This is a genomic window from Pelagerythrobacter sp. Soil_C_18 (assembly GCF_057657235.1).
Genome location: NZ_JBDGIU010000006.1, coordinates 144,495 through 160,343 on the forward strand (window position 1 = coordinate 144,495; position 15,849 = coordinate 160,343).

At 67.1% G+C, this 15,849-nt stretch carries 17 protein-coding genes and 1 tRNA gene; 6 read left to right on the forward strand and 12 right to left on the reverse strand.

Features of this window, described 5'->3' with window-relative positions; genetic code table 11:
* Positions 1–87: 87 nt before the first annotated feature.
* Positions 88–163: transfer RNA gene (locus AC3A5N_RS13425), tRNA-Ala, on the reverse strand.
* A 102-nt stretch (positions 164–265) separates the two neighbouring features.
* Positions 266–589, reverse strand: a complete 324-nt coding sequence (locus tag AC3A5N_RS13430) for a TIGR02300 family protein (protein ID WP_487737825.1) — start codon at positions 587–589, stop codon at positions 266–268.
* 185 nt (positions 590–774) lie between these two features.
* Between AC3A5N_RS13430 and aroA the strand changes: the two genes are divergently transcribed.
* From aroA to gloB, 5 genes are all read left to right on the forward strand, one after another.
* The gene (gene aroA / locus AC3A5N_RS13435) at positions 775–2,160 is read left to right on the forward strand and encodes a 3-phosphoshikimate 1-carboxyvinyltransferase (protein WP_487737919.1); all 1,386 of its coding nucleotides are present in this window, start codon (positions 775–777) and stop codon (positions 2,158–2,160) included.
* Complete coding sequence (locus tag AC3A5N_RS13440; protein WP_487737826.1) at positions 2,157–2,471, forward strand: CBU_0592 family membrane protein; 315 nt, start codon at positions 2,157–2,159, stop codon at positions 2,469–2,471. The genes aroA and AC3A5N_RS13440 overlap by 4 nt, the downstream gene beginning before the upstream one ends.
* Positions 2,468–3,094 carry a (d)CMP kinase gene (locus AC3A5N_RS13445; RefSeq protein ID WP_487737827.1) on the forward strand — a complete coding sequence of 209 codons (627 nt, stop codon included), beginning with the start codon at positions 2,468–2,470 and terminating at the stop codon, positions 3,092–3,094. The genes AC3A5N_RS13440 and AC3A5N_RS13445 overlap by 4 nt, the downstream gene beginning before the upstream one ends.
* A gap of 803 nt (positions 3,095–3,897) precedes the next feature.
* On the forward strand, positions 3,898–5,598 hold the full coding sequence (rpsA, locus tag AC3A5N_RS13450; protein WP_487737828.1) for a 30S ribosomal protein S1: 1,701 nt from the start codon (positions 3,898–3,900) through the stop codon (positions 5,596–5,598).
* 110 nt (positions 5,599–5,708) lie between these two features.
* Positions 5,709–6,464 carry a hydroxyacylglutathione hydrolase gene (gene gloB / locus AC3A5N_RS13455; RefSeq protein ID WP_487737829.1) on the forward strand — a complete coding sequence of 252 codons (756 nt, stop codon included), beginning with the start codon at positions 5,709–5,711 and terminating at the stop codon, positions 6,462–6,464.
* Between the two features lie 40 nt (positions 6,465–6,504).
* Here the strand turns inward: gloB and AC3A5N_RS13460 are convergent, their stop codons facing one another.
* The 9 genes from AC3A5N_RS13460 to AC3A5N_RS13500 form a co-directional block, all read right to left on the reverse strand.
* Positions 6,505–7,113: a flavodoxin family protein gene (locus AC3A5N_RS13460; RefSeq protein WP_487737830.1), complete on the reverse strand. Its 609-nt coding sequence runs from the start codon at positions 7,111–7,113 to the stop codon at positions 6,505–6,507.
* A 66-nt stretch (positions 7,114–7,179) separates the two neighbouring features.
* Complete coding sequence (locus AC3A5N_RS13465; protein WP_487737831.1) at positions 7,180–7,743, reverse strand: F0F1 ATP synthase subunit B family protein; 564 nt, start codon at positions 7,741–7,743, stop codon at positions 7,180–7,182.
* The gene (locus tag AC3A5N_RS13470) at positions 7,736–8,230 is read right to left on the reverse strand and encodes a F0F1 ATP synthase subunit B family protein (protein WP_487737832.1); all 495 of its coding nucleotides are present in this window, start codon (positions 8,228–8,230) and stop codon (positions 7,736–7,738) included. Before AC3A5N_RS13470 ends, AC3A5N_RS13465 begins: the two co-directional genes overlap by 8 nt.
* Positions 8,231–8,322: 92 nt before the next feature.
* A complete protein-coding gene (locus AC3A5N_RS13475; RefSeq protein WP_047805836.1) occupies positions 8,323–8,550 on the reverse strand; it encodes a F0F1 ATP synthase subunit C in 228 nt (75 codons plus the stop codon).
* Positions 8,551–8,597: 47 nt separating this feature from the next.
* Positions 8,598–9,356, reverse strand: coding sequence for a F0F1 ATP synthase subunit A (locus tag AC3A5N_RS13480; protein WP_487737920.1), 759 nt, complete (start codon positions 9,354–9,356; stop codon positions 8,598–8,600).
* 71 nt (positions 9,357–9,427) lie between these two features.
* Positions 9,428–9,763 carry an AtpZ/AtpI family protein gene (locus AC3A5N_RS13485; RefSeq protein WP_487737833.1) on the reverse strand — a complete coding sequence of 112 codons (336 nt, stop codon included), beginning with the start codon at positions 9,761–9,763 and terminating at the stop codon, positions 9,428–9,430.
* Between the two features lie 141 nt (positions 9,764–9,904).
* Positions 9,905–10,303 (reverse strand): YdbL family probable chaperone protein, encoded by a 399-nt coding sequence (locus AC3A5N_RS13490; RefSeq protein ID WP_487737834.1) that lies wholly within the window; start codon positions 10,301–10,303, stop codon positions 9,905–9,907.
* 26 nt (positions 10,304–10,329) lie between these two features.
* Positions 10,330–10,539 carry a YnbE family lipoprotein gene (locus AC3A5N_RS13495; RefSeq protein WP_487737835.1) on the reverse strand — a complete coding sequence of 70 codons (210 nt, stop codon included), beginning with the start codon at positions 10,537–10,539 and terminating at the stop codon, positions 10,330–10,332.
* A 47-nt stretch (positions 10,540–10,586) separates the two neighbouring features.
* The gene (locus AC3A5N_RS13500; protein ID WP_487737836.1) at positions 10,587–13,808 is read right to left on the reverse strand and encodes an intermembrane phospholipid transport YdbH family protein; all 3,222 of its coding nucleotides are present in this window, start codon (positions 13,806–13,808) and stop codon (positions 10,587–10,589) included.
* Between the two features lie 35 nt (positions 13,809–13,843).
* Between AC3A5N_RS13500 and radC the strand changes: the two genes are divergently transcribed.
* On the forward strand, positions 13,844–14,587 hold the full coding sequence (radC, locus tag AC3A5N_RS13505; RefSeq protein ID WP_487737837.1) for a RadC family protein: 744 nt from the start codon (positions 13,844–13,846) through the stop codon (positions 14,585–14,587).
* Positions 14,588–14,612: 25 nt separating this feature from the next.
* Here the strand turns inward: radC and AC3A5N_RS13510 are convergent, their stop codons facing one another.
* Complete coding sequence (locus AC3A5N_RS13510) at positions 14,613–15,836, reverse strand: mechanosensitive ion channel family protein (protein ID WP_487737838.1); 1,224 nt, start codon at positions 15,834–15,836, stop codon at positions 14,613–14,615.
* Between the last annotated feature and the right edge of the window lie 13 nt (positions 15,837–15,849).

Here is a 15,849-nt window from a genome sequence, read left to right on the forward strand (position 1 = left end):
CCATGCGAAAGGCACGGCGTATTTCGATCGTAGCCCGGTTTGCCGGATTTCGGTTCATGGGCCGAAAGGCGGTAAACCGGAGGATGGTGGTGGAGCCTAGCGGGATCGAACCGCTGACCTCCTGCATGCCATGCAGGCGCTCTCCCAGCTGAGCTAAGGCCCCGTGTCATCCATTTGCGGCGCATCCCGGGAGATGCACCAGACCCCGCCGGTAAGCGGGAGGGCCGCCCTTTATTCAGGGCGGCCCCGCTTGGCAAGAGCGGATTTAGGTATCTTCTTCCTCGTCGTCGCCCTTGCCCTTCGCCACGCCGAGATCGTCGTCTCCGCCGAGATCCACCTCGTTGTCCGGCGAATCGTCGTCGTCGTCGACGATGTCTTCCAGATCGTCGTCGGCAAGGTCGCTGTCGGGCTCCTTGTCCTTCTTCTCTTCTTCCTCGAACGGAATCGGCTGCTTCGACTTCAGCACCGGCTCGGGATACCATTCCTCGCCGCATTCGATGCAGGCGACGGGTTCGTCCTTGCCGAGGTCGTAGAAGCGTTCACCGCATTTGGGGCAGGAACGCTTGGTGCCCCATTCTGGCTTGGCCATTGTCAATCCTTATCATTCCCCGCCGCCCCGGCAGGGTTGAAACTTGTGAGAACGTGATGGGTGTGCTCGCCCCCGGAATCAAGAGCGCACCGCAGGCGGCGCGCGCCTTGCCATAGGGCAATGCCGCTGTCAAAAGCCGCGGCCGATCCGCCCCCTCCCGGTGAAGGACCCCTTCCTTGAACGACATGCCCCGCCCCCGCCGCTTTCTGCCGTCCGGCCCCTTGCGCGGACGGATTCGCGTGCCCGGCGACAAATCGATCAGCCACCGCGCGCTGATGCTCGGCGCGCTGGCTGTGGGCGAGACGCGCGCCAGCGGATTGCTCGAGGGCGAGGACGTGCTCGCGACCGCCGCCGCGATGCGCGCGATGGGCGCGGCCATCGAACGTGACGACGCCGGCACCTGGTCGATTCACGGCGTCGGCGTCGGCGGTTTGCTCCAGCCCGGTCAGGCGCTCGAGATGGGCAACTCGGGCACCTCCACGCGCCTCCTCATGGGCCTGATCGCGAGCCACGGGATCACCGCGGCCTTTACCGGCGACGCCAGCCTGTCGAAGCGCCCGATGGGCCGCGTGATCGAGCCGCTCAGCCGGATGGGCGCGAGCTTCACCCCGTCCCCCGGCGGCACGCTGCCGCTGATGATGGAGGGGCTGTGCCCGGCGGTGCCGATCGAGTACCGCCTGCCCGTCGCCAGCGCGCAGGTGAAGAGCGCGGTGCTGCTTGCCGGACTCAATGCGCCGGGCGTGACCACGGTGATCGAGCCGGTGCCGACGCGCGACCACTCCGAACGCATGCTGCGCGGCTTCGGCGCCGAGCTGGAGGTCGAGGAACTGGGCGGCGAGCGGATCATCCGCATCCACGGCGAGGCCGAACTGCACCCGCAGACGATCGAGGTGCCGGGCGATCCCTCGTCCGCGGCATTCTTCCTCGTCGCCGCCAGCCTCGCCGAAGGAAGCGACCTCGTGATCGAGAACGTTGGCCTCAACCCCACACGAGCCGGACTGGTCGAGGTGCTGCGCCAGATGGGCGCGAGCATCGAGGAACTGGACGCGCGCCAAGTCGGCGGCGAGCCGGTCGCGGACCTGCGCGTGCGCCACGCAGCCCTCACCGGGATCGAGGTCGACCCGGTCGTGGCGCCGAGCATGATCGACGAGTTCCCGGTCCTGTTCGTCGCCGCCGCGCTCGCGCAGGGCCGCACGGTGACGCGCGGGCTGGAGGAACTGCGCGTCAAGGAAAGCGACCGCATCGCCGCCATGGCGGCCGCCCTCACCGCCGCCGGCGCGCGCGTGGAGGAGACCGAGGACGGCCTGATCGTCGAGGGCACCGGCGGCGACCCCCTGCCCGGTAACGGCGAAACCGCACCGGTCGTCACCCACCTCGACCACCGCATCGCGATGAGCATGGCCGTGGCCGGCCTCGCCAGCCGCGCCGGAGTGGAGGTCGACGACACCCGCCCGATCGGCACGAGTTTCCCTAATTTCGTCGACCTGCTCGAAGGCGCAGCCAATCCCCTCTCCCGCCTGCGGGAGGGGTCCGAGGTGGGCCCGTCGGGCCATGTCGGAGCGGGAGAGTGACAGGTCTCGACACAGCGGCGATGGTCGGCTTCGCCGGCATGTTCTGCATCATCGCCGCCTATGCCTACCTGACCTGGAATCCCGCGCCCAACCCGTTCATCCTCCACGGCACCAACCTGCTTGGCGCTGGACTGCTGACGGTCTCGCTGCTCGTCCACACCAACTGGCCAAGCCTGGTGCTCGAAGGCTTCTGGGCCTCGATCGCAATCTACGGCCTGGTCAAGGCGGCGCGGGAGCGCAGATCCCGCGCGCGGAGCGCGGCGCAGGAGCCTGCAGCCCCCGCGCCCGCCAGCGGGAGGGAAGATCGGTGATCATCGCCGTCGACGGTCCCACCGCCAGCGGCAAGGGCACGATCGCCCGCGCGCTGGCCGAGCATTACCGGCTGCCGCATCTCGACACCGGCCTGCTCTACCGCGCGGTGGGGCGGCAGGTGTTCCTCGACGGCGGCAATCCGGACGACCCGGTCGATGCGCTCGCGGCAACGAGCTTTCCCGAAGCGCTGCTCGCCGATCCGCACTTGCGCAGCGAGGAGACCGGCGGCCTCGCCAGCCGCGTCTCGGTCCACCCGATCGTGCGGCAGGCGCTGTTCGAACGGCAGCGGACCTTCGCCACCCGGCCGGGCGGCGCCGTGCTCGACGGGCGTGACATCGGCACCGTGATCGCGCCCGAGGCGCAGGTGAAGCTGTTCGTCACCGCCAGCGTCGAGGCGCGCGCGCAGCGCCGCTGGCAGGAAATGCACGACCGCGGCATCCCCGCCTCGCTCGACGCCATCGCCGAAGACCTCCGCCGCCGCGACGCCCGCGACACCCAGCGCAAGGACGCCCCCCTGCGCGCGGCAAGCGACGCGATCATGCTCGACACCTCCGCACTGGGGCGCGACGAGGCCATTGCCGCCGCGATCGAGGCGGTCGAGGCTGTGCTGGGGAACAGATAGAAAGCTGACGCGCGGACGTCCCGGCCCCGTCATCCCAACGAAGTATCCGTCATCCCAGCGAAAAGCTGGGATCGCGTGCAGCACCGTACGACCTGGCGGATAGCGATCCCAGCATTCGCTGGGATGACGAGATGGGTTCACACGAAGACACGAAGATGTCGTGCCTGCGGCGCAGCCGCCTTCATCCATCGTTGGGAAGGGATAGTTGGCTTTGGCAATGCGCCTGCGCCGCAGGACAGCATCTTCGTGTCTTCGTGTGAAAAATCACCTTCGCACCCCGCGCGAAAATCCAATCCGCCCAACCCCCGCAAGAAACCATTTTCCTACATGCCTCGCGCTGTGCCACGACCCCTCTCATGCGCACCGCGACTCGCCTTCTCCCGCCCAGCTCGCCGCGCAAGGTGACACCCTGCCGCGAGTGTGGCTTTCACACTTTGGAAGTCCACACACCGGCCCCCCGGAAAGGTCTCTCCACCGAGGGCGGAGAGCACAAGGTGACACCTTGGTAAAACTCCGCGGAGCGTCAACACCGCTGCGCGGTTTCGCTTGCTTTCCGGCCCGCTTTCGCCTAGGCGCGCGCCCGTTCGACGGACGTGTGAGTCCGGTCGGAGGCAGGCTTCCTTTTGCCATTTGCCGGTCTCGTGCGAGCGGTTCGTCCGCTCCGGCCTGCATTCCCGCCCCGGCTCTCGCCGCGTGTCCCGAGAACCTCCGCCACGGCATTCGGCCCGGCGGGGAGCCTGGCCAGAAGACCAGCGGACACAACCGCTTGGCCGGAAATAACGTGAAGTAGGAACCACCACACAATGGCAACTTCCGCCAACCCCACACGCGCCGATTTCGAGGCGCTGCTCAACGAACAGCTCGGCGGCGCCGGCGAAGACGGCTTCGAAGGCCGCGTCGTCAAGGGCACCGTCACCGCGATTGAGAACGGCCTCGCCGTGATCGACGTCGGCCTCAAGAGCGAAGGCCGCGTCCCCCTCAAGGAATTCATGCGCGTCGATAACGAGCACGGGCTCGAAGTCGGCAGCGAAGTCGAAGTCTTCGTCGATCGCGTCGAGAACGCCGACGGCGAAGCCATGCTCAGCCGCGACCGCGCCCGCCGCGAAGCCGCGTGGGACAAGCTGGAAAGCGAGTTCGGCGAAGGCAAGCGCGTCGAAGGCCGCATCTTCGGCCGCGTCAAGGGCGGCTTCACCGTCGACCTCGACGGCGCCGTGGCCTTCCTCCCCGGTTCGCAGGTCGACATTCGCCCGGTCCGTGATGTTACCCCGCTGATGGACATGCCGCAGCCGTTCCAGATCCTGAAGATGGATCGCCGCCGCGGCAACATCGTCGTCAGCCGCCGCGCGGTGCTGGAAGAGACCCGCGCCGAACAGCGCAGCGAGCTGATCGACAAGCTGGCCGAAGGTCAGGTGATCGAGGGTGTCGTCAAGAACATCACCGACTACGGCGCCTTCGTCGACCTCGGCGGCATCGACGGCCTGCTCCATGTCACCGACATGAGCTACAAGCGCGTCAATCACCCGAGCGAAGTGATCAACATCAGCGACACCGTCACGGTGCAGATCATCCGCATCAACGAGGAAACCCAGCGCATCAGCCTCGGCATGAAGCAGCTGGAGAGCGATCCGTGGGATGGCGTTGGCGCGAAGTACCCGGTCGGCGCGAAGCTGACGGGCACCGTCACCAACATCACCGAATACGGCGCCTTCGTGGAGCTGGAGCCGGGCATCGAAGGCCTGGTCCACGTCTCCGAGATGAGCTGGACCAAGAAGAACGTGCACCCGGGCAAGATCGTCTCGACCTCGCAGGAAGTCGAAGTTATGGTGCTCGAGGTCGACAGCGAGAAGCGCCGCATCTCGCTCGGTCTCAAGCAGGCCCAGCGCAACCCGTGGGAAGAGTTCGCCGACAAGCACCCGATCGGTTCGAAGGTGTCGGGCGAAGTCAAGAACGCCACCGAGTTCGGCCTGTTCGTGGGTCTCGACGGCGACGTCGACGGCATGGTCCACATGTCCGACATCGCCTGGGGCATCTCGGGCGAGGACGCGCTGGCGCTGCACCGCAAGGGTGAGGAGGTCGAAGCGATCGTGCTCGACGTCGACACCGACAAGGAGCGCATCAGCCTCGGCATGAAGCAGCTCGAGAAGGGGGCGCCGAGCGAATCGGGCGCTTCCGGTGCGCTGCGCAAGAACGAGATCGTCACCGTCAGCGTGCTCGAAGTCCGCGACGGCGGGCTCGAAGTGCAGGTCGGCGAAGACGGCGCGACCGGCTTCATCAAGCGCTCGGATCTCGGCCGCGACCGCGACGAGCAGCGTCCGGACCGGTTCCAGACCGGCCAGAAGATCGATGTCATGGTTATCGGCTTCGACCGTTCGAAGAAGCCGAACTTCTCGATCAAGGCACGCCAGATCTCCGAGGAGAAGGAAGCCGTGGCGCAGTTCGGCTCGTCCGACTCGGGCGCCTCGCTCGGCGACATCCTCGGCGAAGCGCTGAAGAAGAAGGACTGACGCCGCCGGCGCAGTCACCCGGCGGAAGCTGGAGGAGACACGGAAGGCCCGCTTGCCCACCCGGCAGGCGGGCCTTTCCACTATCGGCCCTGGCGGGTAGGATGCACGCCATGCTCCAAGTCCACCAGTTCCCCTGCCTCGGCGACAACTACGGCTATCTGCTCCACGACCCGGAGAGTGGGGAGACCGCGGCGATCGACACGCCCGACGGCGCCGAGTACCTGCGCCAGGCCGAAGCCCAAGGCTGGCCGATCACCCAGATCTGGAACACGCACTGGCATCCCGACCACGCAGGCGGGAACAAGGCGATCGTCGAGGCGACCGGCGCCAAGGTGACCGGCCCCAGGGAAGTCGAGAAGATCGCGCCCGTCGACCGCGTGGTCGCCGACGGCGACACCGTGGCGCTCGGCCGGCTCGAAGCGCGGGTGATCGATGTCGGCGGGCATACCGAGGGGCACGTGGCCTACCACTTGCCCGAAGCCGGCATTGCCTTCGTCGGCGACAGCGTCTTCGCGCTCGGCTGCGGGCGGATGTTCGAAGGGTCGCCCGAACAGTTCTGGGCCAGCCTCGAGCGGATCAAGGCCCTGCCGCGCGAGACCACGCTCTACTGCGCGCACGAGTACACCCAGGCCAACGCCCGCTTCGCGCTCCACGCCGATCCAGACAACGCCGAGCTCCAGCTCTACGCCCGCGAGATCGACGAGCGCCGCGCCCGGGGCGAACCCACGGTCCCGATGCCGCTGTCCCGCGAGCTCGCGACCAATCCCTTCCTGCGGGCCGACACGGACGTCCTGCGCGGCCGCTGGGGCGGGAGCGCCCCGCACGAAACCTTCGCAGCGCTCAGGGTGGCGAAGGACAGCTTCTGACAGAAGCCCCCTCCTCTGAAGAGGACGGGGAGATATCCAATCAACCCGGGTAGGGACTTTCCTTCAGCAGCCCTGCGAGATGCGCGGCGTTCGCGGCGACCATCTTGGCGGTCTCCGCCACCTTATCCGGCGTCTGTTCGAGGTCCTTGAAGTCGGTGGAACCCATTGCCTCTCCGACCCAGTAGCAGGCGGCGGCTGCCGGGATCGTCCAACCGAGATCGTTGAGGCTCTGGAACAGTTGCGAGGTCGACCAGTGCGCGCCGTCCTCGTTGCCGACGATCGCAGCGACGGCCACTTTCGAATAGCTCGGCATCCGCCCCTTGTCGTCGGTTTCGCCGAGGAACGCGTCCATCCGCTCCAGCACGCGCTTGGCGAGCGAGCTTATCTGGCCGAGCCAGATCGGGCCGCCGAAGACGAGGATGTCGTGCGCGAGGATCTTCGCCCGCAGTTCGGGCCAGTCGTCGCCGTCACCCTCGTCCGACGTGACGCCGGGCAGCACGTTGTAATCGGCGATGCGCAGCGGCTCGGAGATGGCGACACCCCGCTGGGAGAACGCCTCGCCGAGAACGCGGATCATCGCGTCGGTGGAGCTCTGCTCGTCTCCGGACGACTTGAGCGTGCAGTTTATCGCTATTGCGGAAAGGGCCATGCGATTCTCCTGTTCACAGGAGAAAGCGCACGGCCCCTCTCGATCGTTCCGCGAAAGCGGACGCGGTCAGATGCCCGCGATCAGCTCGTCCGCGAGCTTGCGGTCGGCATCGGCGTCGTGCTTCTCGGCGATCAGCTTGCGCGCAGCGGCGGCAGCGGCGCTCGCCGCATGGGCACGCACGTTCTCGACCGCCTCGCGCTCGGCAGCGGCGATCTTGTCCTCGGCCATGCGCTTGCGGCGCTCGACCATCGCCTTGCTGTCTTCTTCCGCCTTGGCGACGATCGTGTCCGCCTCGCGCTGGGCGTTAGCGAGCATGGCTTCCGCGTCCTTCTCGGCACCGGCGACCTTGCGGCGATATTCGTCGCGCAGCGCCTCGGCCTCGGCGCGCAGCGCCTTGGCCTCGTCGAGCTGGCGCTTGATCCCCGCGATCTTGTTGTCGAGCCCGCCGACGATCATGCCGGGGACCTTCTTCCAGATCGCGATCAGGATCAGCACCGTCATCGCCACGGCGACGACCTGAAACGGGGCCAGGCCGAACAGCTCGGGCTCGACGTGCTCCACGGAACCGTGCTCGATCACCGCCTCGGTCTCGGCGGCATCGGTGGCGAAGACTTCGGGTGTGTTAGCCATTGCTCATGGCCTCCTTGACGGCCTTCTTCGCGCTGGCGGCGGTGACGCTGACGCCAGCCAGCCGCTGGACGATGTCCTGCGTGGCTTCGGCCGCCACGCCTTCGATCTCAGCCATGGCCGACGTGCGCGCAGCGGCGACCGCGGCTTCCGCATCGGCCAGCTTCTTGTCGAGCCGCTTCTGCGCGGCAGAGAGCTTCTTCTCGTTGCTGGCGGCCGCTTCGGCCTTCGCCTTGGCAATGAGCGCCTGGGCGGCGGCGCGATTTTCATTCTCACGCTTGCGCCAGGCTTCCTCTTCCTCGTCCGCCTGCGCACGCGCGGCCTCGGCGGCGGCGAGATCGCTGCCGATCTGGCTGTCGCGTTGGGCCACGGTCCCCATTACCTTGGGAACCATCCCCCGACCGATGACGAAGAACACGATCCCGAAGAACACCAGCAGCCAAAAGATCTGGCTGGAGAAGGTTTCTGCGAGCTGGGCTATCTGGGGCATCGAAGCACGTCCCGGAAGTCAGGCGCCGGAAGTCAGGCGGAAGGAAGCGTGCCGGCCGGGCGAACCCCGGCCGGCGACGGATAGTCGGTCGATCAGGCGACGAAGATCAGGATCATCGCCACGACGAACGCCAGCAGGCCGAGAAGCTCGGCAGCGGCGAAGCCGATGAACAGGCGGCCCTGCTGGCCGTCGGCAGCGCCCGGGTTGCGCAGCGCGCTCTCGAGGAACGAGCCGAACACGTTACCCACGCCGATCGCGGCCATGCCTGCACCGATCGCGGCGAGACCAGCGCCAACCAGCTTTGCAGCTTCTACGTCCATGTTAAAAACTCCTTTGGATCGAATTCGTTAATTCGGGTTGGTAAAGCTCAGTGAAGGTTTTCCGCGTCGTTGATATAGAGCGACGTCAGAAGAGCGAAAACGTAGGCCTGGATGCCCGCGACCAGGATCTCCAGCGCGCAGATGCCGATCATAAGCAGGAAGCTGGGAAGACCGACCAGCAGGCCGAAGTGCGCGCCGGCGTTGGTGCCGTCGATCACGAAGCTCGACAGCACTTCGAGCAGAACGTGGCCGGCCATCATCGCGACGAACAGTCGCAGCGCGAGGCTGAAGGGGCGCACGGCGAAGCTGACCAGCTCGATCAAGAAGATTGCCGGGATCATAGGCAGCGGCGTGCCGTGCGGCACGAACAGGCTGAAGAAGTGGAAGCCATGCTTCCAGAAGCCAACGATCAGCACGATCGAGAAGCTGATCGCGGCGAGCACGCCGGTGATCGTGAAATGGCTGGTGAAGGTGAACGGGTGAAGCCCGACGATGCCGAGCGGCAGCAGGCCGAGGATATTGGCGAAGAGGATGAACATGAACAGCGAGAACACGTAAGGCACGTACTTGCGCCCCGCCTGGCCCACGTTCGCTTCCAGCATGTTCTCGACGAAGCCGGTGAAGGTCTCGACCGCCATCTGCCAGCGGCCGGGGACGAGCTCGCGCTTCATCCCGCCCCACACGAAGACGCCCAGCACCACGGTGGTGATGAGCATCCACATCGCGCTGTTGGTGAAGGCGATGTTGAAGCCCGCAATCTCCCAGTTCGCCGAGCCGAACAGCGGCTCGATCGTGAACTGGTACATCGGGTCGACCTTGGCCGGTTCGGCTGCCACGGCTGTCTAAGTCCCTACCTCATGAACATCCGCGCTCGCGGCTACCCCTCGGGAGAGGAGTCGTCGGAGCGCGTGTTCGCCATCCTGAAAATGTTCCTGAAGGCCACCACTATTCCGAGGAACAGGCCGACCATCAGACCCCAGGGCGACGTGTCGGCGAAGGTATCGACCAACCAACCGAGCACGAGACCGCCGAGAATACCGCCGAGCAGATCCGCGAGCACCCGGTTGCCGCTGCGATAGTTCGCATCGGCCCCGGTCGCCTGCGGCCGGTTGCGCTCGTCTTCTCGCTCGCGTGCGGCCTTGAGCCGCTCCTCGAGCGCATCGATCCGCGCATCCTCGGCGATAGGTTCTCGTGCGGGCTTGTCGTCGCTCATGCCATGCTCCTTGAACGGGAAGGCGAGGCACGGGCAACTACTGCCCGCCGAGGGCGCCGCCCCCTTAGGCGGCGCCTATGATCGAGTCAATCGGCGGGTTGCTGCATTGCGGGAGAAGTTTTCGCCGCCCCGGTTCGCACGCTAGGCCGGGCAGCGGCTGTCGCGCTGCGGCGGCGCACTGGTACGCGTCTGCCACGAACCGTCCGGCGCCTGGTACTTTTCGCCCGGCTTGGTCCGGGCAATCGCGATACAGCCGGCGGTCAGCGCATATTCCTCGAGCGTAGCGTTGGCGGTTTGCGCCTTCTGGGCATAGACCGCGCGCCGCTTGATGTTGATGTCGTTGACCATGCGCTGCAGCTCGGGCGTCGAGGCGGTGACGATGCCCAGATAGCCGTCCATCTTCTCGCCCACCTTGCCGCTCTCGCGCGCAGCCTCGTAGGCCGGGTCGCGCTGGGCATAGGCGGTCCCTGCGAGCCCGCCCGCAGCAAGCGCGAAGCCGGCGGCGGCAAGCGCCATCTTGCGAACGAATTTCCTGTTCATGCCAAAGCCCTTCACAACGCTCTCCATCAGAAGATTTCTGCGTTCTCTTCGATCGTGTTGCCCGCGTCTTCCGCGAGCCGGTAAATCACTTCCTGCCGGATGTTGATGTTGAGTTCGATAACGATCGGCTTGTCGGGCGCTTCCACGGAAATGCACCCTGCCAGCGTCACCAAACCCGCCATCACCAGCGGCAGCGAACGGATCGCCCGCTTCGGCGCTGTCGCATTCCCCTGCATGGGCAGGGTTCTCGCAGCCGCGCGGCGGGCAGTCAATTCGGCTGACGTCATGGCATGGTCTCGCTTTCGTGGGTCTGAACGGGCGGTTCGTCTGGAATCAGGTCTTCGGGCCTGATCACTTCCGGCGGCGGACGAACCTGGCGCTGCAGGCGCGTGCCGTCGTCGGAGAGCAGGCCCAGCTCGCGCGGATCGCGCACGAAGGCGGGATCGTAGAGCGAGCGCAGATTGGTGAGGAGCTGCGCGAAGGCCGCGCGAATATTGACTCTGAACTCGAGCGGCAACCCGGCGATCTGGCGGGTGATGAAGTTCTCGCTCGTGCCCTCGCCCTGACTCACTCCTTCGAAGCGCACTTCGGTGATGATTTCGCCGGAGAGGCTGCCGTTCATGTCGATCGTCATCCGGCGATAGTCTAGCGAGCGCAGCGCATCGAAGGCGAAGTTGGCGATCGGCGACAGGTCTTCGTAAGTCAGCTCACCGACATAGGACAGGTTGCCGCCCGGCGCGCGCGAGATCAGGCGGCCGCCTTCGATCCTGCCGTTGCCCTGCTCGTCGAACACGATCGGCACCTCGCCGTCGAACGTGCCGGTGGCGTTGATATTGCCGAGTTCGAGCTGCTGGATGAAGGTCGCCGCGTCCAGTCCGGTGATCTCGAAAATGTAGGATCGCTGCTCGCTCGCCCCTAGGTTGAGGTCGACCGGCCGCAGCGTCAGCGTGCCGCCCATGAAGGGCCAGGTGCCGCCCACGACCGAGAGGAACTGCCCCTCGCGCAAGGCGAACTCGACTTCGCCGTCCAGCACCTCGATGCCCGGATTGACCGAGGCGACGCGCAGCGTCTGCCCCGGCGCGGTGGTAAGGTTAATGAGATCGCTGAAGACGATCGTGCCCGATGCGCCGCGCACCGGCCCGAATGCTGCAGCGAAGTCGAGGCTTTCGCTGGAGAACTGCCCCGAGCTCGTCACCCCTTGCGCGTTCCAGTCGATCCGCCCCGTGCCCGTCACCGTGCCGCGTGTATTGGCGATCACGCCCAGCGCGAGCGGGCTCAGCATGTCGGGCTGGAGCGATTCGTCGAGCAGCAGGCCATTCACCGCAAGGTCCGCATGGCCCGTGCCGCTGGCCAGATCGTGGACGATCGCAATCTCGGTTACTTCGCGCTCGCTGGTCGGCTCGCGCAAAAGGGCATCGGCGCGGATGACGTTGTTCTCCAACGTCAGGGTCGCGCCGCGCGCCATCAGCGGATTGAAGCGGTCCGTCTCGCTGCGGTCCTCGAGGACGAAGTTGCCCTGATCGATCGCGAACACCCCGCCGGCATAACGCCAGTTGCCCGCCGTCTGCCGCAAGTCGAGCGGAACGGCAAAGAGCTCGACGTCGGCATCGGCGAAAGTGCCGGCAATCTCGCTGCCGAGCGTCGCCTGGATGTCGCTCACGCGGAACCGGTTCGCCTCCCGATCCGGGCCGAGCGCAATCACGACGTCGCGCGCCGAGAGATTGCCGGGATAGGCGAAGCCGACCGCTCCGGTGCGGAGCGCGATCGGCGTCCCCGCCAGCTCTCCGGCGAGATCGAGCGAAGGCGCGCCGGCCGCGAGGCGGAGCCCACTGTCTCCGTAGGCGAGAATCGGTGCGCCCCGACGCGGGCACAGCGTCAGACCGCGTTCGAGCGCCAGATTGGCAAGTTCGAGCCGGTCGAAGCGGAACTCGGTGCAACTGCGCCACAGCGCCAGCCCGCCTGCGCTCGACCAGGCGCCGTCGAGCGGCACGACCAAATCTTGCGCCGAACCGCCCGGGAGCGCGCCCGTCGCGACCGCGCTTCCCGAAAAGCCGAGCGCTCCGCCCGGTCCCTGGGCCAGCACGAGCTCCGGAATCGCCAGACGCGAATCGCCGGCCGCATATTCCGCCATCCGCAGCCGCAGCACGGCGTCGCGCCCGGGCAGCCGTTCCATCCGGCCCACGATCTGCGGTAGCCCTTCCCCGCCCGTGCTGAAATTCCCGGTCAGGCGCGCGGCGCCCCCCGCCGGGCTGCTGAAGTGGACCCGCGAAAGCGCCAGCAGCGTCGCGCCGCTGCCGCCGCGCAGGGCCGCACTGGGGACGACGAGCGACAGGGCCTCGCCGTCTTTGCGCAGCCGCAGGTTGCCCGCGAGCCGGCTGCCGCGAGCCTCGCGCTGGAGAGCGCCGGCAAAACGTTCGAGCAGCGGCGCAAGCAGCGTGTCGCGCCCCGCCTGCGCCAGGCCGCCGAGCTGGCCGGCGAATCCATCGCCCATGCGCAGCCCGTTGCCCTCGATCTCGGCATCTGTCTCCGCCTGATCGAAGGAGTCGCGCGTGCGCAGGAGGCCCTTGGCCGTGAGGACGGCAAACCGCGCCTGCGGATGCGCCACCCCGCGCCCGACCAGCGAATAGCGCGCGGTCAGCCGGTCGTCCCGCCAGGTCGCGCGGACGGTGCCGTTGATTCCGTCCGCCGCAAGGCTGGGCAGCGCGGTTCGCCCGCTCGCCAGCTTGGCCGTTCCTTCGTAGCCGCTCAGATCGGCATCGGCGGTTGCATCGAGCTCGACCCATGCGTTCGCCAGGCGCAACCCGGTTTCCGGGCAGGCCAGCGCGCCGAGCCGCGCCGGCCCCGCGAAGCGCGGCTTTCCGGCGCTCGTCGTGATCCGGCCGTAGATGGTCGTATCGCGCGCAGCGCAGCCGCCGCCGGCAAGCTCGGGTGCGGTCGCCGCCATGATACCCGCGAAGCCACTTTTCAGTTGGCCGGCTCCCTCGGCCTTGATGCCGACCGGCCCGAAGTCGGTTTCCAACAGCGCGCGGCCATCGACGAGCTTCAGATCGAGATCGGGCAGTCCCGGCGGCGCTCCGGTGTCGCGGAACAGCACGCGGTCGAGACTGCCGAAACTGAGTTCACCGCCGCGCAGCCGGCCGAACAGGCGCGGCCGTTCGAGCACGACGCGGCCGATGGTGGGCGTCCCGAAGCCGTAGCGCATGTTCACGGTCACGCGCTCGATCGTCAGGTCTGGCAGCAGCGGATCGCCGATCACCACGTTGCGGAGCACCTGCCGCTCGGGTCCGATGCTCTCGATCTCGTACTCGGCGGCGAGATCGTAGTCCTCGAGCATTCCGGCGATGACATCGCCCGCGATCCGCTCGCGCGAGAACCACGCAGCCGCGAGCACGGCCCCGATCAGCAGGAGAAGCGCGAGCGAAACCCGCCAGCGCCACCTCATCGGGCGCCGGCGCGGCGCTTCGGCCTCGACCTCGTCAGCATTGTCGTCTTCGGCCAGCGCCATCCCGCCACACTTGCGCGCATCGCCCGGCAAAGGCAATGCATCCTCGAACGCGACGACCGGGGGGAAAGTTGCCGCAGGAGGGTGAAAATCCGGACGAGGGTGCCGCTCCGCACGCCGGCGCGGGCCACCGCGCGCGGCTGCGGCAGCGGCTGCTGACCGGCGGCGCGGAGGCGCTCGCGGATTACGAAGTGCTCGAATTCCTGCTCTTCGCCGCCAACCCGCGCGGCGACACCAAGCCGCTCGCCAAGGCCCTGCTCGCCCGCTTCGGATCGCTGCCCGCGGTGCTCAACGCCGAGCCGGGCGCGCTGCGCCAGGTCAAGGGCATGGGCGAGACCGGCGCAGCCACGCTCAAGGCCGTCGCCCTTGCCGCGCGGCGCATGGCGCGCGGGCAAGTCGCGCAGAAGCCGGTGCTGGGAAGCTGGCAGGCGCTCCTCGACTACCTGACGATCGACATGGCGCACCTCACGGTCGAGCGTGTTCGCGTGCTCTATCTCGACACGCGCAACCGGTTGATCGTCGACCACCACGTCGGCGACGGTTCGATCGACGAAGCGGCGATCCATCCCCGCGAAGTGGTGAAGAAGGCGCTCGATGTCGGCGCGAGCGCGATGATCCTGGTTCACAACCACCCGAGCGGCAATCCCGAACCGAGCCGCGCCGACATCCGGATCACCCAACGCATTGCCGAAGCCGGACGGCTGCTCGGCATCGTCGTGCACGATCATGTCATTGTCGGGCGCGAGGGGCACACCAGCCTGAAGGCCAAGGGGCTGATCTGAGAGCGCGCTCGCCGCGGCGAGCGCGCTACTCGGAAAACGCCCGCTGGAAATCCAGTCCGCTCGGCTCCTGGAATATGCGGAGGCCGAACTCGGGCATGATCGCCAGAAGATGATCGAAGATGTCGGCCTGGATAGTCTCGTACTCGCCCCAAGCCGTGGTATCGGTGAAGCAGTACACTTCGAGCGGCAGGCCCTGCGCGGTAGGTTCCAGTTGGCGCACGAGCAGCGTCATTGCCGGCGTGATCCTGGCGTGCGCGCGCAAGTATGCGACGACGTAAGCGCGGAAGGTCCCGATGTTCGTGGCCCGCCGGGCATTGACCGGCTCCCGCCCGGCTTCCCCGAGCCCGGCGTTCCATTCGCCGATCTCCCGCTCCTTGTCGGCGAGGTAGCCCTCGATCAGCTTGAAGCGGCGGAGCCCGGCCTTTTCCTCCTCGTCGAGGAAGCGGATGGAGTTCTGGTCGATGTTGATCGCGCGCTTGATCCGGCGGCCGCCCGATTCGGACATTCCGCGCCAGTTCTTGAAGCTGTCCGAGATCAGCCGGTGCGTGGGAATGGTCGTGATCGTCTTGTCGAAATTCTGCACCTTCACCGTGTGCAGTGCGATGTCGATCACGTCGCCGTCGGCGTTGAGCTCGGGCATCTCGATCCAGTCGCCCACCCGCAGCATGTCGTTCGACGTGAGCTGGACCGAAGCAACCAGCGAGAGGATCGTATCCTTGAACACCAGCAGCAACACCGCCGCCATCGCACCGAGGCCGGATAGCAGCAGCAGCGGCGATTGCTCGATCAGCGCGGCGACCATCAGGATCGCGGCGGCGGCGTACACCACGATCTTGAGCACCTGGATGTAGCCCTTGATCGGCCGGTTCGCGGCATCGGGGCGCCGATCATAGAGATCCTTCACGAAGCTGAGCCCCGCACTGATCGCCATCGCGATCACGAGAATGATCAGCGCGGCCGCGACGTTGGAGACGACCTCCTCGACGGCGTAGGGCAGGTGCGGAACGAGCCTTATGCCGTGGGAGACGATGAGCGCCGGAACGATGTTGGCGAGGTATGCGACGACCTTGCCCGGATTCGGCCCGTCCTTCGGCAACAGCCGGGCCATCAGCAGGCGCAGGATGATCTTCTTGGCGATAAAATTGGCCAGCCAGGCGATTGCCACCAGCACGCCGAGCCCGATCAGCGCTTCCGCAGCAGGGGCGAGGCCGGTGAGGCCCAAGTCTTCGTAGGTCGGGAGGTCCATCATGGGCGTGTCGTGC